18 protein-coding genes are annotated in these 21,261 nt (G+C 71.5%); 15 read left to right on the top strand and 3 right to left on the bottom strand.

Annotated elements, in window-relative coordinates; translation table 11 throughout:
- The first annotated feature begins 102 nt into the window (after nucleotides 1–102).
- On the top strand, nucleotides 103–1,272 hold the full coding sequence (sucC, locus tag IEY20_RS09890; protein ID WP_022903159.1) for an ADP-forming succinate--CoA ligase subunit beta: 1,170 nt from the start codon (nucleotides 103–105) through the stop codon (nucleotides 1,270–1,272).
- Nucleotides 1,273–1,287: 15 nt separating this feature from the next.
- Nucleotides 1,288–2,181, top strand: coding sequence for a succinate--CoA ligase subunit alpha (gene sucD / locus IEY20_RS09885; RefSeq protein WP_175327602.1), 894 nt, complete (start codon nucleotides 1,288–1,290; stop codon nucleotides 2,179–2,181).
- A 115-nt stretch (nucleotides 2,182–2,296) separates the two neighbouring features.
- Here sucD and IEY20_RS09880 read toward each other — a convergent pair whose 3' ends face one another.
- Entirely contained in the window at nucleotides 2,297–3,178 is an 882-nt protein-coding gene (locus tag IEY20_RS09880) for a hypothetical protein (protein WP_022903161.1), read from the bottom strand.
- A gap of 104 nt (nucleotides 3,179–3,282) precedes the next feature.
- Between IEY20_RS09880 and IEY20_RS09875 the strand changes: the two genes are divergently transcribed.
- The 9 genes from IEY20_RS09875 (at nucleotide 3,283) to IEY20_RS09835 (ending at nucleotide 15,361) form a co-directional block, all read left to right on the top strand.
- Nucleotides 3,283–5,268, top strand: coding sequence for a cell division protein PerM (locus tag IEY20_RS09875; RefSeq protein WP_188889103.1), 1,986 nt, complete (start codon nucleotides 3,283–3,285; stop codon nucleotides 5,266–5,268).
- A gap of 31 nt (nucleotides 5,269–5,299) precedes the next feature.
- Nucleotides 5,300–5,893 (top strand): phosphoribosylglycinamide formyltransferase, encoded by a 594-nt coding sequence (purN, locus tag IEY20_RS09870; RefSeq protein WP_022903163.1) that lies wholly within the window; start codon nucleotides 5,300–5,302, stop codon nucleotides 5,891–5,893.
- A complete protein-coding gene (gene purH, locus IEY20_RS09865) occupies nucleotides 5,890–7,521 on the top strand; it encodes a bifunctional phosphoribosylaminoimidazolecarboxamide formyltransferase/IMP cyclohydrolase (protein ID WP_175327604.1) in 1,632 nt (543 codons plus the stop codon). Before purN ends, purH begins: the two co-directional genes overlap by 4 nt.
- Before the next feature lie 159 nt (nucleotides 7,522–7,680).
- Nucleotides 7,681–7,839 carry a hypothetical protein gene (locus IEY20_RS09860; protein ID WP_175327605.1) on the top strand — a complete coding sequence of 53 codons (159 nt, stop codon included), beginning with the start codon at nucleotides 7,681–7,683 and terminating at the stop codon, nucleotides 7,837–7,839.
- Nucleotides 7,840–8,189: 350 nt separating this feature from the next.
- Nucleotides 8,190–10,013 (top strand): ABC transporter ATP-binding protein, encoded by a 1,824-nt coding sequence (locus tag IEY20_RS09855; protein WP_175327606.1) that lies wholly within the window; start codon nucleotides 8,190–8,192, stop codon nucleotides 10,011–10,013.
- Nucleotides 10,014–10,105: 92 nt separating this feature from the next.
- A complete protein-coding gene (locus IEY20_RS09850) occupies nucleotides 10,106–11,914 on the top strand; it encodes an ABC transporter ATP-binding protein (RefSeq protein WP_175327664.1) in 1,809 nt (602 codons plus the stop codon).
- A 39-nt stretch (nucleotides 11,915–11,953) separates the two neighbouring features.
- Entirely contained in the window at nucleotides 11,954–14,089 is a 2,136-nt protein-coding gene (locus IEY20_RS09845) for an acyltransferase family protein (protein ID WP_229727985.1), read from the top strand.
- Between the two features lie 89 nt (nucleotides 14,090–14,178).
- Nucleotides 14,179–14,604 carry a DUF805 domain-containing protein gene (locus tag IEY20_RS09840; protein ID WP_022903170.1) on the top strand — a complete coding sequence of 142 codons (426 nt, stop codon included), beginning with the start codon at nucleotides 14,179–14,181 and terminating at the stop codon, nucleotides 14,602–14,604.
- A 76-nt stretch (nucleotides 14,605–14,680) separates the two neighbouring features.
- Nucleotides 14,681–15,361 (top strand): acyltransferase, encoded by a 681-nt coding sequence (locus tag IEY20_RS09835; RefSeq protein ID WP_175327608.1) that lies wholly within the window; start codon nucleotides 14,681–14,683, stop codon nucleotides 15,359–15,361.
- Here the strand turns inward: IEY20_RS09835 and IEY20_RS09830 are convergent.
- Both IEY20_RS09830 and IEY20_RS09825 read right to left on the bottom strand, forming a co-directional pair.
- The gene (locus tag IEY20_RS09830) at nucleotides 15,319–15,747 is read right to left on the bottom strand and encodes an MGMT family protein (RefSeq protein WP_175327609.1); all 429 of its coding nucleotides are present in this window, start codon (nucleotides 15,745–15,747) and stop codon (nucleotides 15,319–15,321) included. The two genes, IEY20_RS09835 and IEY20_RS09830, sit on opposite strands and share 43 nt — an antisense overlap.
- A complete protein-coding gene (locus IEY20_RS09825) occupies nucleotides 15,744–16,202 on the bottom strand; it encodes a GNAT family N-acetyltransferase (protein WP_175327610.1) in 459 nt (152 codons plus the stop codon). Before IEY20_RS09825 ends, IEY20_RS09830 begins: the two co-directional genes overlap by 4 nt.
- A gap of 108 nt (nucleotides 16,203–16,310) precedes the next feature.
- On the opposite strand from IEY20_RS09825, the gene IEY20_RS09820 reads away from it, so the two are divergent.
- The 4 genes from IEY20_RS09820 (at nucleotide 16,311) to IEY20_RS09805 (ending at nucleotide 21,250) form a co-directional block, all read left to right on the top strand.
- Nucleotides 16,311–17,552 (top strand): ROK family transcriptional regulator, encoded by a 1,242-nt coding sequence (locus tag IEY20_RS09820; protein WP_188889101.1) that lies wholly within the window; start codon nucleotides 16,311–16,313, stop codon nucleotides 17,550–17,552.
- 373 nt (nucleotides 17,553–17,925) lie between these two features.
- On the top strand, nucleotides 17,926–19,287 hold the full coding sequence (locus IEY20_RS09815) for an extracellular solute-binding protein (RefSeq protein WP_175327612.1): 1,362 nt from the start codon (nucleotides 17,926–17,928) through the stop codon (nucleotides 19,285–19,287).
- A gap of 110 nt (nucleotides 19,288–19,397) precedes the next feature.
- Nucleotides 19,398–20,348 (top strand): carbohydrate ABC transporter permease, encoded by a 951-nt coding sequence (locus tag IEY20_RS09810; RefSeq protein ID WP_022903176.1) that lies wholly within the window; start codon nucleotides 19,398–19,400, stop codon nucleotides 20,346–20,348.
- A gap of 2 nt (nucleotides 20,349–20,350) precedes the next feature.
- Entirely contained in the window at nucleotides 20,351–21,250 is a 900-nt protein-coding gene (locus IEY20_RS09805; protein WP_022903177.1) for a carbohydrate ABC transporter permease, read from the top strand.
- Nucleotides 21,251–21,261 lie beyond the last annotated feature (11 nt).

Raw genomic sequence — 21,261 nt, 5'->3', positions numbered from 1 at the left:
TGACCCGCGGCCGTTGTCTCGACATCGAGCGACCCTCGATGTGGAGTGTGGCGACCGGGTAACCGATGCCGATCGCACGGAACGTGCGGGAAGAAGAACAGCGTGGATCTTTTCGAGTACCAGGCCAGGGACCTCTTCGAGTCCTACGGCGTCCCTGTGCTGCAGGGCATCATCGCCGACACCCCCGAGGAGGCGAAGGCAGCGGCCGAGAAGATCGGCGGCGTGGTCGTCGTCAAGGCGCAGGTGAAGGTCGGCGGTCGCGGCAAGGCCGGCGGCGTGAAGGTCGCGAAGACCCCGGACGAGGCCTACGAGCACGCGCAGGCGATCCTCGGCCTCGACATCAAGGGCCACACCGTGCAGCGCGTGATGATCGCCCAGGGTGCGGACATCGCCGAGGAGTTCTACTTCTCCGTCCTGCTCGACCGTGCCAACCGCTCCTACCTGTCGCTCGTCAGCGTCGAGGGCGGCATGGAGATCGAGCAGCTCGCCGTCGAGAAGCCCGAGGCCCTCGCCCGCGTCGAGGTGAACCCGCTGACCGGCATCAACACGGAAGCCGCGCTGGAGATCGCGCGACAGGCGAACTTCCCCTCCGAGCTCCAGGAGCAGGTCGCGGACGTCTTCGTGAAGCTCTACGACGTCTTCGCCGGCGAGGACGCCACCCTGGTCGAGGTCAACCCGCTCGTCCGGACGGGTGACGGTCAGATCCTCGCGCTCGACGGCAAGGTCTCGCTCGACGAGAACGCCGACTTCCGCCACGAGCAGCACAAGGAGCTCGAGGACACCGCCAGCGAGGACCCGCTCGAGGCCAAGGCGAAGCAGCACGGCCTCAACTACGTGAAGCTCGACGGCGAGGTCGGCGTCATCGGCAACGGCGCCGGGCTCGTCATGTCGACGCTCGACGTCGTCGCGTACGCCGGTGAGCGCCACGGCGGCGTGAAGCCCGCGAACTTCCTCGACATCGGCGGTGGCGCCTCGGCCGAGGTCATGGCCAACGGCCTCGACGTCATCCTCGGCGACGAGCAGGTCAAGAGCGTCTTCGTGAACGTCTTCGGCGGCATCACCGCGTGCGACGCCGTCGCGAACGGCATCGTCGCCGCGCTCGGCATCCTCGGCGACTCGGCCACCAAGCCGCTCGTCGTGCGCCTCGACGGCAACAACGTGGACGAGGGTCGTCGGATCCTGGCGGAGGCGGCGCACCCGCTCGTCACCGTCGCCGCGACCATGGACGATGCGGCCGAGAAGGCCGCCGAGCTCGCCGCGGCCGCGGCGTAAGGAGCCTGCAGAACAATGTCGATCTTCCTCAACAAGGACTCCAAGGTCATCGTCCAGGGCATCACGGGCGGTGAGGGCACGAAGCACACCGCACTGATGCTCAAGGCCGGCACGCAGGTGGTCGGTGGCGTCAACGCCCGCAAGGCCGGCACCACCGTCACCCACGGCGACGTCGAGCTGCCCGTCTTCGGCTCGGTGCGCGAAGCCGTCGACACCACCGGTGCCGACGTCTCCATCGTCTTCGTGCCGCCGGCGTTCGCGAAGGACGCCGTGATGGAGGCCATCGACGCCGAGGTCCCGCTCGTCGTCGTCATCACCGAGGGCATCCCGGTGCAGGACTCCGCGGAGTTCTGGGCACACGCCAAGGCGCTCGGCGGGAAGACCCGGATCATCGGCCCGAACTGCCCCGGCATCATCACCCCGGGCGAGTCGCTCGTCGGGATCACCCCGGCGACGATCACCGGCAAGGGGCCGATCGGACTCGTCTCGAAGTCCGGCACCCTGACCTACCAGATGATGTACGAGCTCCGCGACCTCGGCTTCTCGACCGCCATCGGCATCGGCGGCGACCCGGTCATCGGCACCACCCACATCGACGCGCTCGCCGCGTTCGAGGCCGATCCCGAGACCTCGGCCATCGTCATGATCGGCGAGATCGGCGGTGACGCCGAGGAGCGTGCCGCCGACTACATCAAGGCGCACGTCACGAAGCCGGTCGTCGGGTACGTCGCCGGCTTCACCGCGCCCGAGGGCAAGACCATGGGGCACGCGGGCGCGATCGTGTCCGGCTCCGCGGGGACGGCCGAGGCGAAGAAGCAGGCGCTCGAGGCCGCCGGCGTCAAGGTCGGCAAGACGCCGTCCGAGACGGCGGCGCTGCTGCGCGAGGTGGTCGCCGCCGCGACGGCGTAGCGACCCCGCCGGACCACGGGTCCGGACAGACGGCCGGGAGGCACGGTGCGGGTTCGCGCCGTGCCTTCCGTCGTCCGGGTGGTTCCCGAGCCCCGAGCCCCGAGCCCCGTGCCCGTCAGGCCGGGTCGGTCGCCGCCAGGGTCGTCGCGGGTTCCTGCGTGTCGCCGGTGATCCGCGCGAGCACCTCGGGGGTCCAAGCGGCCGAGACCTGGCGGTCGTTGCCGCCCGCATCGACGTTCGTCTCGGCGAGCGTCGGGCCGGACCCGATCGGCAGGTGCAGGATGTGCCGGTGGTCGTAGCGGCCGACCGACTTCGGCGCGGTGCCCGACTCCACCGCGACCCGGTGCAGCCAGATGTCGTCCGCGCGCGGAGCCGCCGCGCGGAACTCCTCGTGTCGGTCCCGGAGCGCCTCGAGCATGCGCGGCGTGAGGACGTGCCCCCAGCCGCCCGTCGCCAGGTTGCGCGGCGAGGAGCCGCGTGCACCGATCCGCCCCCATTCCGCGTAGGGCGCGACGGCTCCGCCGACGACCGCGATGTCGCGGGCGCGGTGCGAGGTGTTCGTCGAGGTGTCGGCGGCGTGCTCGCGCATGAGGGTCTCGAGCCAGCGGCGCGGGAAGAGCCAGTCGTCGTCCGCCGTGACGAGTGGCACCCGGTGCACGCGCTCCGACTGGACGTACGGGTAGTACTTCTTGTGCGGACCGTCGTCCTCGGCCAGCCGTACCTCCAGCCCACGACGGACCAGCCGGCGCAGTCCCGGCGTCAGCGCGTGCACCGCGCGCGGGTCGTCGAGCCACAGGACCAGTCGGCTCGGTCGGAACGAGCCCGCCGCGATGCTCTCGAGGGCCAGGTGTGCGGAGGTGATGCGCTCACCGAAGCTCGTCATGCTCACGACCGGGCCATCGTCGGTGTCGCACACCGGCACGTCCGAGGTCGCGTTGCGCAGTCGGAGGGCGGTCATGCGGGTGGCCTTCGCGGCTGCGAGCGAGATCGTGTGCATACAAACATTATGAATACGAAATACCAACACGGCAAGGGTGTGGTCGGGCGACGCCCCCGCGCGGCTCACTCGAGGACGTCCGAGCAGCACGTAGCCTGGCCCGGATGAACCGCCTGGGAACCGCCGTGCTCGCCGCGATCGAGGGGATCGTGACGGTCGGCGTGGGCGTCGGGATCGCGCTCGTGCCGCTGACCCTGTTGTGGGGCTTCGAGTACGGTCTGCAGGTCGACTGGGACGTGTTCTGGAAGGCCAGCGGCAGCGTCTGGCTCGTCGGACACGGGGTCGACGTGACGTTCCTGCTCGGTTCGGCGCTCGCGCGGTCGTCCGGGGTGAGCGGGGCATCGGCGCCGATCCACGTCACGCTCGCGGCGCTCGGGTTCGCCCTCGTCACGGCATGGCTCGGCGCCCGTGCGGGTCGGCGCTTCGCGGAGACGGCGCACCGGACGACCGGGGTGCTCGTCGGCACCGCCGTGGTCGCCGTGCTGAGCCTCGCCGTGGCGCTCTCGTCGACCTCCACCGCGACGGAGCCGAGCGTCTGGCAGGCCGTCGTGTTCCCCGCACTCTGGTTCGGGATCCCGGCGTTCGTCGGCTCCGAGGTGTGCCGCGCGCGCCGGATGCTCCCGCCCGACCCGGTCTTGCAGCGGGCGATCGACCTGGTGCAGCGGATCCCCGCGGTCTGGCGTGCCGTGGCGGCGTTCGGACTCCGGGTCGGCACGGCCGCGACCGCCGTCGTCGTCGCGGTCGCCGGGGTCGTGGTCGCGTTCCTGCTGTTCGGCTCGTTCGCCGAGGTCATCACGCTGTACGAGCGGTCGCACGCCGGTGTCGTCGGGGGCATCGCGCTGACGGTCGGACAGCTGGCGTTCCTGCCGGACTTCGTCGGCTGGGCGACCTCGTGGCTCGTCGGGCCCGGGTTCGCCATCGGCACCGGCTCGAGCGTCTCGCCGATCGGCACCTCGCTCGGCCCGATCCCAGGGCTCCCGGTCTTCGGCGCACTGCCCGCGTCCGGTCACACCTTCGGACTGGTCTGGGTCCTCGTGCCGGTCGTCGCGGGGTTCGCGGTCGCCGGACTCCTGCGGCCGCGGCTCGTCCGGGCGCTCGGCACCGCCGACTCCGCGCTCCACCGGGCACTCGGCGGCGTCGCGGCCGGCCTCGTCGCGGGGGTCCTCACCGGCTTCGTCGCCTGGATCTCGTCCGGCTCGTTCGGGCCCGGCCGGCTCGCGGAGGTCGGGCCGCACGCGCTCGTCGTCGGTGCGTTCGCCGCGCTCGAGGTCGGCGTGCCGGCGGTCGTCGCGCTCGCCGTCGGCAGCGACCTCGTGCGGCTGCCGGAACGTCGGGAGCGCTGGACCGAGACGGACGACGACGACACCGCGGCAGGCGCCGAGGGGTCGTTGCTCGCCGCGCTCGACCGAGCCGGGGCGGGTCGGACGACCGAGGTCCACCGCTTCGTGGTCGAGGAGGTGCACGAGCCCGTCGACCACGCGCCGGCCGCCGGCGGGGCCGACGCCGACGCCGACGCCGAGTCGAGCACGGCCTCGGTCGACGACGGACCGGTCGCTGCCACCTCGGGGCCGGAGCGGGACGCTGACGCCGGGCCGGACGTCCACCGGGACGCCGACGCGGACGTCGAACTCCCCGCGTGGGCCCGGACGGACGTCGTCGCCGCCGACCGCGTCGACCACGAGGCCCCGGACCACGCCGGCCGCCCCGCCTTCAGCGCAGTGCGCGACCGCCTGCGTGGCGCCGCCGACGGTGTGCGCGGCGGGGTCCGGGACCGTGCGGCAGCCCTGCGCGATCGGGTCGCCGGCAACGACGTGGGACCGGCCTCGGCGCCGCTGCCCACCGCGCCGGGAACGGAACCGCAGCCGGCGTTCCCCTGGAGCACGGAGGAGTTCGTCGCGGGCCACCACGACCGGCCTGACGACCACGACGAGCCCGGTGAACACGACGAGCCTGACGACCACGACGAGCACGACGCGGACGACGGACCCGCCTCGCGTGACCGCGCCGCCGCCGCACCGAACTGGGACCACACCGACCAGATCCCCGAGGACGAGCTGCCCTGGTGGCGCAGGCCCAAGTCGGCGGAGTAGCACGCCCGAGCGCCCCGGTAGGCTGGACCCCGTGCTCGAACTGGTCGTCCTGATCTCCGGTACCGGGTCGAACCTGCGGGCGCTGCTCGAGGCGACCACGGACGCCGAGTACCCCGCCCGCGTCGTCGCGATCGGGGCCGACCGTGACGCCGAGGGGCTCGGTCTGGGCGAGGAGTTCTCGATCCCGACCTTCACCGTTCCGTACTCCCGCTACGCCAGCCGCGCCGAGTGGGGCGCCGCCCTGGCCGAGCAGATCCGCCCCTGGTCGCCGGACCTCCTGGTGCTGTCGGGCCTCATGCGCCTGCTGCCGCCGGCCGTCGTCGCCGAGTTCTCCCCGGCGATCATCAACACCCACCCCGCGTACCTGCCCGAGTTCCCCGGCGCCCACGGTGTCCGCGACGCCCTCGCCGCCGGCGTCACCGAGACGGGCGCGAGCGTCATCGCGGTCGACGACGGCGTCGACTCGGGCCCGATCCTCGCGCAGGAGCGTGTCCCGGTGCTGCCGGGCGACTCCGAGTCGACGCTGCACGACCGCATCAAGCCGGTCGAACGTCGCCTGCTGATCCAGACCGTCCTCGACATCGCCAACGGCAAGACCGACCTGAAGGGCTCCCCGAACGCATGAGCGTGCACGCCGCCGACCCCAGCCTGTACCGCGACCGTGACGTGGTGCCCGTGCGCCGCGCACTGATCTCGGTGTCCGACAAGTCCGGTCTGCTGGAGCTGGCCGGCGCGCTCGCCGACGCCGGGGTCGAGATCGTGTCGACGGGGTCCACCGCGCAGACGATCCGTGACGCGGGCTTCGCGGTGACCGACGTGTCGAGCGTGACGGGCTTCCCGGAGTCGCTCGACGGTCGTGTGAAGACCCTGCACCCCTCGGTGCACGCCGGGCTCCTCGCCGACCTGCGCCTGGAGTCGCACGAGCAGCAGCTCGCCGAGCTCGGCATCGAGGCCTTCCAGCTCGTCGTCGTGAACCTGTACCCGTTCGTCGAGACGGTGGCGTCCGGTGCCGACACCGCGACCGTGGTCGAGAACGTCGACATCGGCGGCCCGGCGATGGTCCGCGCGTCGGCGAAGAACCACCCGAACGTCGCGATCGTCGTCTCGCCGTCCTCCTACGCCGAGGTCGTCGAGGCCGTCCGCGCCGGCGGCACGACGCTCGAGCTCCGGAAGCGTCTGGCGGCGCAGGCGTTCGCCCACACCGCCGCGTACGACACCGCGGTCGCCTCCTACTTCGCCTCGGACGTGGTCGGCACGGTCGCGGCGGCTGACGGCGCCGGCCAGGAGGCCCGTGCGGACTTCCCGGAGCACCTCTCGGTCGACGCGGGGCTGGCCACCACGCTCCGCTACGGCGAGAACGCACACCAGCGCGCCGCGCTCTACCGCGCCGAGGACGGCACCGGCATCGCCCAGGCGACGCAGCTGCACGGCAAGGAGATGTCGTACAACAACTACGTGGACGCCGACGCCGCCGTCCGCGCCGCCTACGACTTCGCCGAGCCCGCGGTCGCGGTCATCAAGCACGCGAACCCGTGCGGCATCTCCACCGCACCGGCTGACGCAGCAGACCCGATCGCCGCCGCCCACGCCGCCGCGCACGCCTGCGACCCGCTGTCGGCCTTCGGTGGGGTCATCGCCGCGAACCGTCCCGTGACGCTCGGGATGGCCGAGACCGTCGCGGACATCTTCACCGAGGTCGTCGTGGCCCCGGCCTTCGACCCCGAGGCGCTCGAGGTGCTCTCGCGGAAGAAGAACATCCGCCTGGTGCAGCTGCCCGCGGACTTCGCGCTGGCGCCGCAGGAGGTCAAGCAGGTCTCCGGCGGGTTCCTCGTGCAGGACGCCGACCGCTTCGACGGGTTCGACCAGTCGACGTGGACCCTGGTGTCGGGCGAGCCCGCGGACGAGCAGACCCTGGCGGACCTCGCGTTCGCCTGGAAGGCCTGCCGCGCCGTGAAGTCGAACGCGATCCTGCTGGCGAACGCGGGCGCGAGCGTCGGCGTCGGCATGGGGCAGGTCAACCGGGTCGACTCGTGCCACCTCGCCGTGGACCGGGCCGGGGACCGCGCCGCCGGGTCGGTCGCGGCCTCGGATGCGTTCTTCCCGTTCGCCGACGGCCTGCAGGTGCTGCTCGACGCCGGTGTCCGCGCGGTCGCGCAGCCGGGCGGCAGCGTCCGCGACGACGAGGTCATCGCCGCGGCGACGGCAGCCGGCGTCACGATGTACCTCACGGGCGAGCGGCACTTCTTCCACTGAGTCGAACAACCGCAACCGTCGGAAAACGCTTGCGCGCTCCGTTCGACTGTGAATAGTCTGTAAGGCTCCGCGACAGGCAGCCGACGACCCAGCAGGAGACTGCTCCGGGCCGGCGGCACCGCGGACACAACGGTGACGACGACGACGACTGGAGTGACGATGCACACGACGACCCCGACCACGGCCATGGCAGCCCGTGCGGACATCGTGCGCCTCGTGGGGACCGCTCCCGACGCACGGCCCCGGTTCGCACCCGGAGCCGTCGCGCCGTACCCGTTCCCGGGTACGCCCGCCGTCACGGCACCGCTGTCCGCGTAGGGCTGCATCCCACAGCCAGCGACGAGCCGTCGGTCACGACCGACGACGACGAGCACGCGACGAGCCGCCGGGTGACCACCGGCGGCGACGAGCACTGGCCCGCGCGAGCCCACGCCTGAACCCGGGGACGGCCACGCCCCCGGTGCACTCCGACCGACCCGACGCCGCGCTGTGCGGCGGCGAACGGCCACGACGCGAGGCCGACCCGCCCCACCGGGCGGGAGCGGCCCACGACCCGGCCACCCGCTCGGCCGACGACCACCACGCAACGGACACCGAGCCTCCCGGCTGACGGCTGCGACAGCAGCGACCGGCCAGGGGGTGCGGCACGACGCACGAGGACGCAACGCATGTCCAAGACGCCAGACCAGGCGCGCCCGTCCACCGACCGACCCTCGACCTTCCGTGCGATCGCGCGGATCCACCCCTACGTGAAGCCGTACCAGCGTCGGCTCATCGGCGGCATGGCCGCTGCGATGGGCGCCTCGCTGGTGGCGCTCGCGATCCCCTACGTCCTGCAGTGGCTCGTCGACGGCCCGCTGTCCTCGAAGGACGCCGCGCAGATCTGGCCGGCCGGCCTCGGCGTGCTCGCGCTCGGTGTGCTCGAGGCGTTCTTCATCGCCTCGCGTCGCCGGCTCGTCATGCGTCCGTCGACGCGGATCGAGACGAGCATGCGGAACGCGCTCTACGCGAAGCTGCAGGACCTGCCGGTGGCCTTCCACGACCGCTGGGAGTCCGGCCAGCTGCTGTCCCGGTCGGTGTCCGACCTGTCGCTCATCCGCCGGTGGCTGGCGTTCGGCGTCGTGCTGCTCGTCGTCAACATCGTGACGATCGTGGTCGGCTTCGTCGTGCTGTTCTCCTTCGGGTGGCTGCTCGGCCTGGTGTTCCTCGTCGCGTCGATCCCGCTGTGGATCAACGGCCTGCTGTTCGAGCGCAAGTACTCGGTGGTGGCCCGACGCAGCCAGGACCAGGTCGGCGACCTCGCCACGAGCGTCGAGCAGTCGGTGCACGGCATCCGCGTGCTCAAGGCGTTCGGACGCGGCCGCTCCAAGCTCGACGAGTTCAGCGAGCAGGCCGAGGCGCTGCGCGGCACCGAGATCGAGAAGGCGAAGGCCGTCGCGAGCATCTGGCTGTGGCTGCTGCTCGTCCCGGACGTCGCGTTCGCGCTGTGCCTGCTCGCCGGGATCTACCTCGCATCGCAGGGACAGCTGACGGTCGGGCAGCTGTTCGCGTTCTTCGCGACGGCGACCGTGCTGCGGTTCCCGATCGAGTCGATCGGCTTCCTCCTGTCGATGACGTTCGACACCCGCACGGCGGTCGACCGCTTCTTCGAGGTCATGGACTCCGAGAACACGATCACCGACCCCGAGCACCCGCAGACGATCGCGGAGCCGCACGGTGCGCTGTCCTTCAACGCGGTGCACTTCCGGTACCAGGACTCCCCGCCGCAGTACCCCGACCTCGTCAACGGGGTCGAGCTGCAGCTCCGCCCGGGCGAGACCATGGCGCTCGTCGGGCTCACCGGCTGCGGGAAGACCACGCTGCTGTCGCTCGTGCCGCGGCTCTACGACGTCACCGGTGGCTCGGTGACCATCGACGGCGTCGACATCCGCACGCTCACGCGCGAGGAGCTCCGTCGCCACGTCGGCGTCGCGTTCGAGGACGCCACGCTGTTCTCCACGTCGGTCCGCGACAACGTGCTGCTCGGTCGACCGGACCTGTCCGGCGACGAGGCCGAGGCCGTCATGCGCGAGGCGCTCGACATCGCGCAGGCGTCCTTCGTGGACGACCTGCCCGACGGCGTCGACACCCGTGTCGGCGAGGAGGGCCTGTCCCTCTCCGGCGGGCAGCGGCAGCGCCTGGCGCTCGCCCGTGCCATCGCGGCGCGGCCGTCGGTGCTCGTCCTCGACGACCCGCTGTCAGCGCTCGACGTCGACACCGAGGCCCGGGTCGAGGCCGGCCTCCGCCGCGTCCTCGCCGAGACCACCTCGCTCATCGTGGCGCACCGCCCGTCGACCGTGACGCTCGCTGACCGCGTCGCGCTCATGGAGAACGGCGTCGTCACCGCCGTCGGCACCCACTCGGAGCTGATGGCCACCAACGACCACTACCGCTACGTCATCTCCTCGCTCGACGAGGACGATGCGCCCGCCCGAGAGGAGGCGATGGCATGAGCCAGCAGGAACAACAACTGCCAGCCCAGACGTCGGCGCAGTCGACCGACGCACCGGACGTCGACGACGCGCAGCAGCCCGTCACCGCGTCGATCACCACGCTCGGCGTCCGCGGCGAGGAGCGCGACGACTTCACCAAGGCGGAGAGCAAGCGCCTCCGGCGTCGGTCCCTCGCCCTGCTCGGGTCGCTCGCCGCGCCGCTCAAGGCCCGGCTCGTCCTGCTCGCGGTCGTCGTCGTGGTGTCGACCGCGGGGACCGTCGCGGGCCCGGCGCTCATCGCGTGGGGCATCGACAACGCCCTGCCCGCGGTGCTCGACCGGAACGACTGGGTGCCGGCGTTCGGCGTCGTCGCGACGTACATCGTCGTGGCGATCGCCGGGGCCGTCCTGACCGCCTGGTACACCGTGCTGGCGGCCCGGATCAGCCAGGCGATCCTGTTCGACCTCCGGAAGCGGGTGTTCCTGCACACGCAGCGGCTCTCGCTCGAGTTCCACGAGACGTACACGTCCGGCCGGATCATCTCCCGCCAGACGAGCGACCTCGACTCGATCCGCGAGCTGCTCGACTCCGGGCTGAACCAGCTCATCCAGGGCGTGCTCTACATGGTGTTCACGGCGATCGCCCTCGTCGTGCTCGACCCGACGTCCGGGCTCGTGCTCGCCGCGTCGCTCGTGCCGCTGTGGTTCCTGATCCGCTGGTTCCAGACGAACTCGCAGACGCTGTTCCGAGCCACCCGCGTGACCTCGGCCCGCGTCATCGTGCACTTCGTCGAGACGATGACGGGCATCCGCGCGGTGCAGGCCTTCCGCAAGGAGTCCCGCAACCGCGACGAGTACGGCCGCTACGTCGAGGACTACCGGCTGGCGAACACGAAGGTCTTCAACCTCTTCGGGACCTTCGACCCGGTGCTCGTGCTCATCGGCAACGCCACCCTCGCGGCGGTCGTCATCGTCGGCGGCTTCCGGATCGTCGGCGGGACGCTCGAGGTGGGTGCGCTGCTCGCGGTCGCGCTGTACGCGAAGCGGTTCTTCGACCCCGCGCAGGAGCTCGCGATGTTCTACAACGGGTACCAGTCGGCCTCGGCCGCGATGGAGAAGATCTCCGGGGTGCTGGAGGAACGGCCGAGCGTGCCGGACCCGGTGAAGCCGACTCGGCTCGCGGACGCCACCGGGCGGATGGACTTCGACGACGTCGTGTTCGCGTACAACGCGGACAAGGTCGTGCTGCCGGAGTTCGACCTGCACATCCCCGCCGGGCAGGCGATCGCCCTCGTCGGCTCGACCGGAGCGGGCAAGTCGACACTCGCGAAGCTCATGGCGCGCTTCTACGACCCCTCGCAGGGATCGGTCAAGCTCGACGGGGTCGACCTGCGCGAGCTCGACACGAAGGACATGCGCCGGGCGATCGTCATGGTGACGCAGGAGGCCTACCTGTTCTCCGGCTCGGTCGCGGACAACATCGAGCTCGGCAAGCCGGGGGCGTCCCGCGAGGAGATCGTGCGGGCGGCCAAGGCGGTCGGCGCGCACGAGTTCGTCATGGCGCTGCCGGACGGGTACGACACCGACGTGAACAAGCGCGGTGGCCGGGTGAGCGCGGGACAGCGGCAGCTGCTCTCGTTCGCGCGGGCGTTCCTCGCCGACCCCAAGGTGCTCATCCTCGACGAGGCCACGGCGTCGCTCGACATCCCGTCGGAGCGACTCGTGCAGGAGGGCCTCGAGACGCTGCTCGCCGACCGGACCGCGGTGATCATCGCGCACCGGCTGTCGACCGTGGCGATCGCGCACCGCGTGCTCGTCATGGAGCACGGGCGCATCGTCGAGGACGGTACGCCGGAGGACCTCATCGCCGGGACGGGCCGATTCGCCCAGCTGCACGCGGCCTGGCGGGACTCGCTCGTGTAACGCAATACCGTGGTCCACATGTGATATCTTGCGAGCGTGATGCGCGCAGGGCCGTTCCGCACCGATGTGAACGCCCTGCGCGCGTTGTCCGTTCTGCTGGTCGTGACCGTGCACGCAGCCGGGCTCCCGCGCTCCGGCTGGATCGGCGTCGACGTCTTCTTCGTGATCTCCGGGTACCTGATCGCGGGCTCCATGGTCCGCGAGCGGGTCGCCAGCGGACGCTTCGCGCTCGGTTCCTTCGCGGCGCGGCGGTTCTGGCGGCTGCTCCCGGCCGCCCTCGTCACGATCTCCGTCGTGGTCGTCCTCGCCACGGTGGGACTCCGCCCGGCACTGGCGCGCGCCGTGGCCGGGGACGGCGCCGCGGCAGCCGTCGGTGTCGCGAACGTCGTCTTCCTCGCGCGGGACGCGGACTACTGGGCGGCGTCATCGGCGAGCTCGCCCTTCCAGCACTTCTGGTCCCTGAGTGTCGAGCTGCAGTTCTACGTCGTGTTCCCCGCCCTGGTGCTCCTCGTGTGGCGCGTGTCCGGCGCACGGGACGCCGGTCGCGTGCGCGCGCTCGCCGTCGGCACCGCCGGGATGGTGATGCTCGTCTCCGCGGTGTGGGCGGCCGTCGAGGGTGTCACGGCACCGGGCGTCGCCTACTTCGACACCGGAGCCCGGCTCTGGGAGCTCGCGCTCGGTTCGGTACTCGGCGCGGTGTCGGTCCCCGTCGCCGGCTCACGCATCGGCGAGGGACGGATCGCCCGCCGGTCCAGGCTCGGTCCGCGGGCACGGGCCGCGCTCGTGGTCGTCGGTTTCGTCGTGATCGGCGCGGCGAGCTTCGTCGGCCCCGCGTCGGACGGTGTCCCGATCCCCGACGCGCTCCTCGCCGTCACGGGTGCCGCGCTCGTCCTCGTCGCCGGGGACGGGCTCGGACCGGTGCCGCTGCTCGGTTGGCGTCCCGTGCAGGTGATCGGGGACGCGTCGTACTCGATCTACCTCTGGCACTACCCGGCCGTGGTCGCCGCGGGGCTCCTGGTGCCCGAGCACCGCATCGTCGGGGCCGTCTGCGGCGTCGGCGTCGGGGTGGGGCTCGGGCTGCTCTCGAGGCGGCTCGTCGAGGTGCCGGGCATGCGGATCGGCCGGCGGCGTCGGGCGCTGTCCCGGGGTGTGCTCGGGACAGCGGCCGTCGGCGCCGCGCTCGCCGTCGGTGCGACGGGCGCCGTTCCCGTGTCGCAGTCGACCGGCAGCGGCGACCGCGCCGCACCGTGGGACGCTCGGGGTCTGTCCGCGGCGATCGACACCGGCGTGCGCGCCGACTCCTGGCCGCACGATCTCGTCCCCGGACTCGACGCCGCGTCGGTCGGGCCGCCCCCGGGGTACGAGGCCTGCGCCTGGACCGACATCGCCGACCCGGCGTCGTGCCGCTTCGGGGACCCTCGCGCCACCCGTGCGGTCACGGTCGTCGGGAGCTCGGTCGGGACGTCGCTGATGCCAGCCGCGGCCGAAGCCTTCGCCGACGATGCCGTCGTCCGCGGGCTCACGGCCGAGGGGTGCCCCATGATCGGCCTCACCGTCGAGGGGAAGTCAGCGGACGACCGAGCACGGTGCGACGCCCAGCGTGCAGCGGCCGTACGGGACATCAAGCGCACGCGTCCCGACGTCGTCATCGTCACGCACTCGTACGACGGCGTCGCGCAGCAGGTCGGCGATCCGTCTCTGCGGGAGGCGGCGGCACGCTGGTACCGGGCGGCCGCCGAGTTCGCGGACCGTGTCCACCCGTCCGGCGCGGCGGTCGTCTTCGTGGCGGCCGCACCCGAAGCACCCGATCGGGCGCGGTGTGCGGCACTGCGCTGGTCACGACCGTCCGCGTGCGCGACCACCCTCTCGGATGCGTACGCGGCGGCGGCCGACGCCGAGCGCCGGGTCGCCGCCGAGCGGCCGACCGTCCACTTCGTCGACTCGAGTCGGTGGTACTGCGACGCGGCCGGCGTTTGTCCGGCGATCGCAGGTGACGTGCTCATCCGCGAGGACGGGCAGCACATCACGCCGGAGTTCGCGCGGCGGATCTCCGGCGTGCTCCGGGACGCGGTGACGACGGCGACAGCGCCGACAGCGACAGCAACAGCGACGGCCACGGCGACGGCGACGGCGAGCTGCACGCCGCCTGGCGGGACGGGCTCGGGCAGGTCCTGATGGGCGTCCGAACCACGAATCCGACGTCGAACCGTGCGTCCGCGCTGGTTCGACGTCGGATTCGTGGTTCGACGTGACAGGCTCGGACCATGAGCAACGACAGCGTGCAGCCCGGCGGCGTCGCCCTGCGCGACCCCTTCTACGGAGCGCCGTTCCCCGAAGCCGTCCGGCGGTTCTGGCGGAAGTACACGGTCTTCGGCGGACGGGCCTCCCGCGCGGAGTTCTGGTGGTGGTGGATCACGTCGTTCGCGATCGGCCTCGCGCTGCAGCTCGTCCCGCAGGCGTTCACGCCCGACGCACCGCTGTTCGAGAACCAGGTCGGCGCGTACCTCTTCGTGCTCTGGGGGCTCGCGACGCTGGTCGGCTCGCTCGCCCTCGGCGCACGGCGCCTGCACGACGCGAACCTGTCCGGGTTCTGGCAGTTCCTCCACGTCGCGCTCGGCATCGGCTCCCTCGTGCTGCTCGTGCTCTTCCTCCTGCCGCCGAACGCGAAGGGCGCGCGCTTCGACGCCTGACGCACCCCGCGGCGGGAACCCGCAAGAGTGTCGCCGACGGGAGGTCCCGGACACCTCACGGTCCTACTGTTCGCGTGTGACCCACTCTCCGAGCAGCCCCACCGCGCGCCTGCGGGAAGACCTGACGTACGGCACCGAGCACGTCCTCTTCAGCACCCTGCTCGGGTCGGCCCTGATCCCCAGGGTCGTCCGGCGGGCGCTGCTCAACCTCGCCGGCGCCCACGTCGGGTCCGGTCCCGGCGTCGGGTTCGCCCTGACCGGGTCGGCGCGGAACCTGACCATCGGCACCGGTGTCTTCTGCAACAAGCACGTCTCGATCGAGGCCGTCGCGCCCGTGACCATCGGCGACGACACCGCGATCGGCATGCAGGTCCTCGTCGTCACCAGCCACCACGGCATCGACGCCGCCGGCGACTGGGACCGGACGGCCTCTGGCCGCGCGGTCGCCATCGGTGAACGGGTCTGGATCGGCGCCCGCACGATGGTGCTCCCCGGCGCGGTCGTCGAGGACGACGTGGTCGTCGCGGCGGGCGCCGTCGTGGCCGGCCGCCTCCGCTCCGGCGGCCTCTACGCCGGCGTCCCGGCGCGACGCATCCGCGACCTGCGGCCCACGGAGTCGGGTGGGGTCACGGACGTCGCCGCCACGGCCGCGGTGGCGGTCGGGTCCGGTGCGGGTGTGCCCGGGCCGGACGGTGCGCCCCTCGACGCGGCCGCTCAGAACGGGTCGGTCGGGAACCCCGGATCCGTCGGGTCGTAGCCGGGGTCCGGCCTGGAGGCACGGCCTGCGTCCGCCCCGCCGGTCGCGGTGCCCGACCTGCCACCCTGGTCGGGCGACCAGCGCGCTCGACGCATGTCGAGCCTCCAGGCCGTGGCTCCGTGCACGAGGGGCGTGCCCTCGACACGGTAGTGCTCGAGCGCTCGGGCCTCGTGGTGCACCGGCGGGTGTCCGCCGGACCGGACCACGCGCCACCAGGGCAGGTCGGCGCCCTCGTGGGCCATCACCTTGCCGACCGCGCGCGAGGCACGTGACCCGAGCACCGCGGCCACGTCGCCGTAGGTCATGACCCGGCCGGACGGGATCGAGCGGACCACGTCGGCGACCGCCGCGCCGAAGTCGACCGGGTCGCGCGGGGCAGCGCTCACCCGAGGGTGAGCACCGCGAAGTGGTCGCCGTACTGGGTCTCGCGGAGGACCTCGAAGCCGATCGCGCGGAAGAAGGCCTCGGGGCTGTCGTCGCCGCCGGGCTCGTACACGACCGTGAGCCGCTCGAACCCACGACTGCGGGCTTCTTCCGCGAGGCCGTGCACGGCGAAGCGACCGACCCCCCGGCCCTGTGCGCTCGCCGCGACGTTGACGCGCCAGATGGCGCTCCGGAGCTCTTCCTCCGAGTTGTCCGCGTCGAAGGTGCCGATGATCATGCCGACCACCTCGTCGCCGTCGAGGACCACGCGCGTCCACGCGGAGCTGAGCTTCACGTCCGACTCGGCCTGAGCGTACGTCGTGGGCTGCACGAACTGTTCCTGCCCCGGCTTCAGCGTCAGGGAGTTGGCCGCGGCGGCGGTCGCTGCGGAGAGCTGTTCGAGACGGAGTTCGGCCATGTCGCCAGGGTATCCGTGCGGCCAGTCCGGGGGCCAGTGCACCGTGCACTCCGATACCGCACCGTTGTGACCGCCGGGTCGGGCGGACCGGCGCGGTATGGTCGCGGCATGGCAGAGCACCGGCGTGGGGCGAACCTCCCGTCGATCGGGGGTTTCAACCGCACGGTCGTGCTCGACGCGGTCCGACGCTCGCCGGAGGGCCTGAGCCGCGTGGAACTCGCCGGGCGCACGGGGCTGAGCGCGCAGACGGTCTCCAACGTCACGCGGTTCCTCATCGAGGCCGGGATGATCGTCGAGTCCGGCACGGTCGTCTCCGGCCGTGGCAAGCCCCGGACGATCCTGCGGCTCGAGGCGGCCAGCCGGTACGCGGTCGGCGTGCACGTCGACCCTGCGATCGTCACCTACGTGCTGCTCGACCTGGCCGGCACGGTGGTCGCGCAGAGCACCACCTCCACGCCGAGCGCGGACGACCCCGCCGAGGTGGTCCGGACCATCGCCGGCGCCGTCGACGCCCTGGTGACCGGGGCGCGGGTGGACTTGGACGCGGTGCTCGGGGTGGGCGTGGCGAGCCCGGGGCCGATCGACGCGGAGGCCGGCGTCGTCCTCGACCCGCCGTTCCTGCCCCGGTGGCGGGACGTGCCCCTGCGGGACGCCCTGGCCGGGGCCACGGGCCACCCGGTGCTGCTCGAGAAGGACGTCACCGCGGCCGCGGTCGGCGAGATGTTCCTCGCGGGCGAGTCCGCCGCCCGGAACTTCGCGTTCGTGTACTTCGGGACCGGCTTCGGCGTCGGACTCGTCCTCGACCACGAGCCCGTCCGGGGTGTGGGGTCGAACGCGGGTGACGCCGGACACATCATGGTCGACCAGGGGCCGCTCGCGGGGACCCCGGACGGCTCGGGCACGCGGGGCGAGGTCGGTGCCGCGGTGGCACCCGACCGGCTCGTGCAGGTCGCCGCCGCCCGCGGGCTCGACCTCGGGCCGGTGTCGGACGCCGCCTCCGTCGACCGGGCGTGGGACGTGCTCGCGGCCGCGATCGCCGCCGGGGACGAGGAGGCCTGCGCGCTCGCGGCCGACACCGGACGGGCGATGGGGAACGCGGCGGTGCTCATCGTGAACCTGCTCGACCTCGACCGCGTGGTGTTCGGCGGGCCGTTCTGGTCGCGGATCGCCTCGGCGGCGCTGCCCGCTGCCCGGTCCGCCATCGTCGACTCGCCGTTGCTCGTGCCCAAGCACCCGATCGCCGTCGAGGACACCGACCGTGGCGCGGACGTCGCGGCCGTGGGGGCGGCGTGCCTCGTGCTCGACGCCGCGCTGTCGCCGCGGGCGAGCACGCTGCTGATCCGGCGCTGAGCGGGTCGGGTCGGGTCGGCGAGGTCGCCGCGGCCGATGTCGATGCGGCGCCGACGCGGAACGACCGTGCCGTCGTCGTTCGACGACGGCGGTGTCGTTCCTTGCGGACGCGGGCTCCACACGGGCGCAATGAAGGACGCCACCGTTGTCGCACGACATCGAGGACGTCGTTCCGAGACCGCCGGCCCGGACGACCGCCGGCCCGACACGACCACCGGCCCCGGATGACCGCCGGCCCCGGACGACCGCCGCCCCGGGACGGTTCGCGACCCGAACGCCCGAAATCCGCTCTTGACACGGATAAGTCAATACGGTGGACTAATCCTGCGCGCGGGTGACGGAGCCCGCGGACATCCCGTGCAAAGGAGCACCGATGAAACGCCGCACCCGAATCATCGCCGGCCTCGCAGCCGTGGCAGTCGCCGCGGTCGGGCTGGCGGGCTGTTCCAGCTCAGGCTCCGCCTCGAGCAACACGATCAAGATCGCCTACCAGAAGTTCGGCGCCTTCCAGCAGCTCGACGCCCAGATGAAGGAAGTCAAGACGGCGTACGAGAAGGAGTACCCGGGCAAGAAGGTCACCCTCGTGCCGATCCAGGCGCAGGGCAACGACTACTACACGAAGCTCGCGCTCATGAACAAGGCGCCGGCGACCGCACCGGACGTCATGTACGAGGACACCTTCCTCATCAAGGCGGACGCCCAGGCCGGGTACCTCCTGCCCCTCGACGAGTACACGGCGAAGTGGAAGGACTGGGACCAGTTCTACGACAACGCCAAGCAGGCCGGTGAGGGCGTCGACGGCAAGACCTACGGCGTCTCGATGGGCACCGACACCCGGGCGCTCTGGTACAACAAGGACATCTTCAAGAAGGTCGGCCTGCCGGTCCCGTGGCAGCCGAAGACCTGGGACGACGTGCTCGCCGCCGCGAAGACCATCAAGGAGAAGGACTCCGGCGTCATCCCGTTCAACATCTACTCGGGCAAGGCGCAGGGTGAGGCCTCGACCATGCAGGGCTTCGAGATGCTCCTCTACGGGGCGGACGGTGCCGGCAACACCCTCTACAAGGACAAGAAGTGGGTGACGGGCTCGAAGCAGTTCCAGGACTCGCTCCAGTTCGTCAAGGACGTCTACCAGGGCGGCCTCGGCCCGACACCGCAGCAGGCGCTCGACACCAACGTCGGCACGACCATCGCCCAGACGTGGCTGCCGCAGGGCAAGCTCGCGATCGACCTCGACGGTTCGTGGCAGTCCGGCACGTGGCTCAAGACGGGTACCGCCCCGTGGGCGAAGTGGAACGACGTGATGGGCCAGGCGGCGTTCCCGACCCAGAACGGCCAGGAACCGGGCTACAACTCGATGTCGGGTGGTTGGACGCTCGCGATCGGCAAGAACTCGAAGAACCCGCAGGCCGCGTTCGACTTCATCGCGAAGTTCCTCGACAAGGACGGCTCGCTCAAGTACGACACCGAGAACAGCCAGATCGCCGTCCGCAAGGACGTCGCCGAGGACAGCGCCTACACGGACGCGAACCCCACGTTCAAGTTCTTCTCCGGGCTGGTGGAGCACACCAACTTCCGCCCGGCGACGAGCGACTACTCGCAGGTCTCGAACGCCATCCAGGTCGCGATGGAGTCCGTCATGACCGGTCAGCAGACACCGAAGCAGGCCGCTGCCGCCTACGACCAGGCCGTCGAGCAGGTCGTCGGCAAGGACAACACCGTCTCGGCCGGCTGACGGACGTCACCACCTGACGGACGGGAGGCGCGGCTCGCGTCGTGCGCCGCGCCTCCCGTCCGTCACCCCCCACCTTCGGAACCCTCTCCGCACCCGGAAGGCAACCAACCGTGTCCAGTACCCCCCTCGCGCCGACGCTGTCGGCGCCCGGTGCGCCGCAGCGCACCGACCCGCCGGCACCGCGCAAGCGGAAGCCGATGCGGAACGTCGGACGGGCCGTCCCCCTCCTGCCGGCCGTCGTCCTCCTCGTCATCTTCCTGCTCGGCCCCGTCATCTCGTCGTTCTACGGGTCGTTCACCAACTCGGCGCTCACCGGCGTCGGGGCCTCCGACCAGCAGTTCGTCGGGCTGAAGAACTACGTCGAGCTCTTCCAGGACCCGGACTTCCCGAAGTCCGTCGTCCTCACCATCGTCTTCCTCTTCGCCTCGGCCGTCGTCGGGCAGAACGTGCTCGGCCTCGGCCTCGCGCTCCTCATGCGCAGCGCCAACAAGGTCGTGCGGTCGATCGTCGGCACCTTCGTGGTCGCCGCGTGGGTGCTCCCCGAGATCGTGGCGTCGTTCGCGGCCTACGCGTTCTTCAACGACCAGGGCACGCTCAACGAGTTCCTCAAGGTCTTCGGGATCAGCGGGCCGAACTGGCTCTACACGTTCCCGATGCTCTCGGTCATCCTCGCGAACATCTGGCGCGGGACCGCGTTCTCGATGCTCGTCTACTCGGCCGCCGTGCAGGAGGTCCCCGAGGAGATCACCGAGTCCGCCGAGGTCGACGGCGCGGCCGGATGGCAGCGGCTCGTGTACATCACGATCCCCGTGATCCGACGCTCGATCTCGACGAACCTCATGCTGACGACGCTGCAGACGCTGTCGGTCTTCACGCTCATCTTCGTGATGACGGGCGGCGGCCCCGGCACGAACTCGTCGACGCTGCCGATCCTGGCGTACCAGGAGGCGTTCAAGTTCTCGCAGCTCGGCTTCGGGACGGCGATCGCGACGATCCTGCTCATCGTCGGCGCGGTCTTCTCGATCATCTACATCAAGGCACTGAAGCCGGAGGTGGACTGACCATGGCCCTCACTGCCGACCGCCCGGTCGCGAACGCCACCCGGGCGGTGACCGCCCCCGGCGCACTCCACATGACCTCCCCGCGCGGCCGCACGATGCGCTGGGTGTCGAACGTCGTGCTGCTCGTCATCGCCGTGTGCTTCGCCGTTCCGCTGCTGTGGCTCGTGCTCGCCTCGCTCGACACGCAGGCGTCGCTGTCCGTGAAGATGCCGACGCAGTTCACGCTCGACAACTTCGCGAAGGTGCTCACCCCCGACCTGTCGTTCATCCCGCTCGGGAACAGCCTGCTGCTCTCCGGCGGCACGGCGGTCGTCACGGTCGTCGTCGCGATCCTCGCCGCCTACCCGCTGTCCCGCTACAAGATGCGGGTGAACAAGCCGTTCCTCTACAGCATCCTGTTCGGCACCGGCCTGCCGATCACCGCGATGATGGTCCCCGTCTACGCGCTGTTCGTCTCGCTCAACCTCATCGACAACGTGTGGGGCTGCATCTTCTTCCTCGCCGCGACCAGCCTGCCGATGGCCATCTGGATGGCGAAGAACTTCATGGACTCGGTCCCGGTCTCCCTCGAAGAGGCGGCGTGGACCGACGGCGCCTCGATGCTCACGACGCTGTGGCGGATCGTCATCCCGCTCATGCGCCCGGGCATCGCCGTGGTGTTCATCTTCGTGTTCATCCAGGCGTGGGGGAACTTCTTCGTCCCCTTCGTGCTGCTCCTGTCGCCCGAGAAGCAGCCGGCCGCGGTCAGCATCTTCAACTTCTTCGGCCAGAACGGCGCCGTCGCGTACGGGCAGCTCGCCGCGTTCTCGATCGTGTACTCCGTCCCGGTCATCGCCCTCTACGTCCTCGTGTCCCGGGGCCTCGGCGGCGGCAACGCCCTCGCCGGCGGCATCAAGGGCTGAGACAGAAGGAG

Source organism: Curtobacterium luteum (genome assembly GCF_014646995.1).
In the GTDB taxonomy this organism is placed as follows: Bacteria; Actinomycetota; Actinomycetes; order Actinomycetales; family Microbacteriaceae; genus Curtobacterium; species Curtobacterium luteum.
This window is presented reverse-complemented; position numbering and strand designations above follow the sequence as displayed.

Bases quoted from the DNA above. Each gene is read 5' to 3' on its own strand.
- IEY20_RS09815 (WP_175327612.1), top strand. From the start codon at position 17,926: ATGAAACGCCGCACCCGAATCATCGCCGGCCTCGCAGCCGTGGCAGTC.
- IEY20_RS09875 (WP_188889103.1), top strand. From the start codon at position 3,283: ATGAACCGCCTGGGAACCGCCGTGCTCGCCGCGATCGAGGGGATCGTG.
- IEY20_RS09805 (WP_022903177.1), top strand. From the start codon at position 20,351: ATGGCCCTCACTGCCGACCGCCCGGTCGCGAACGCCACCCGGGCGGTG.
- purH (WP_175327604.1), top strand. From the start codon at position 5,890: ATGAGCGTGCACGCCGCCGACCCCAGCCTGTACCGCGACCGTGACGTG.
- IEY20_RS09840 (WP_022903170.1), top strand. From the start codon at position 14,179: ATGAGCAACGACAGCGTGCAGCCCGGCGGCGTCGCCCTGCGCGACCCC.
- IEY20_RS09880 (WP_022903161.1), bottom strand. From the start codon at position 3,178: ATGCACACGATCTCGCTCGCAGCCGCGAAGGCCACCCGCATGACCGCC.
- IEY20_RS09860 (WP_175327605.1), top strand. From the start codon at position 7,681: ATGCACACGACGACCCCGACCACGGCCATGGCAGCCCGTGCGGACATC.
- sucD (WP_175327602.1), top strand. From the start codon at position 1,288: ATGTCGATCTTCCTCAACAAGGACTCCAAGGTCATCGTCCAGGGCATC.
- IEY20_RS09820 (WP_188889101.1), top strand. From the start codon at position 16,311: ATGGCAGAGCACCGGCGTGGGGCGAACCTCCCGTCGATCGGGGGTTTC.
- IEY20_RS09855 (WP_175327606.1), top strand. From the start codon at position 8,190: ATGTCCAAGACGCCAGACCAGGCGCGCCCGTCCACCGACCGACCCTCG.
- IEY20_RS09825 (WP_175327610.1), bottom strand. From the start codon at position 16,202: ATGGCCGAACTCCGTCTCGAACAGCTCTCCGCAGCGACCGCCGCCGCG.
- IEY20_RS09845 (WP_229727985.1), top strand. From the start codon at position 11,954: ATGCGCGCAGGGCCGTTCCGCACCGATGTGAACGCCCTGCGCGCGTTG.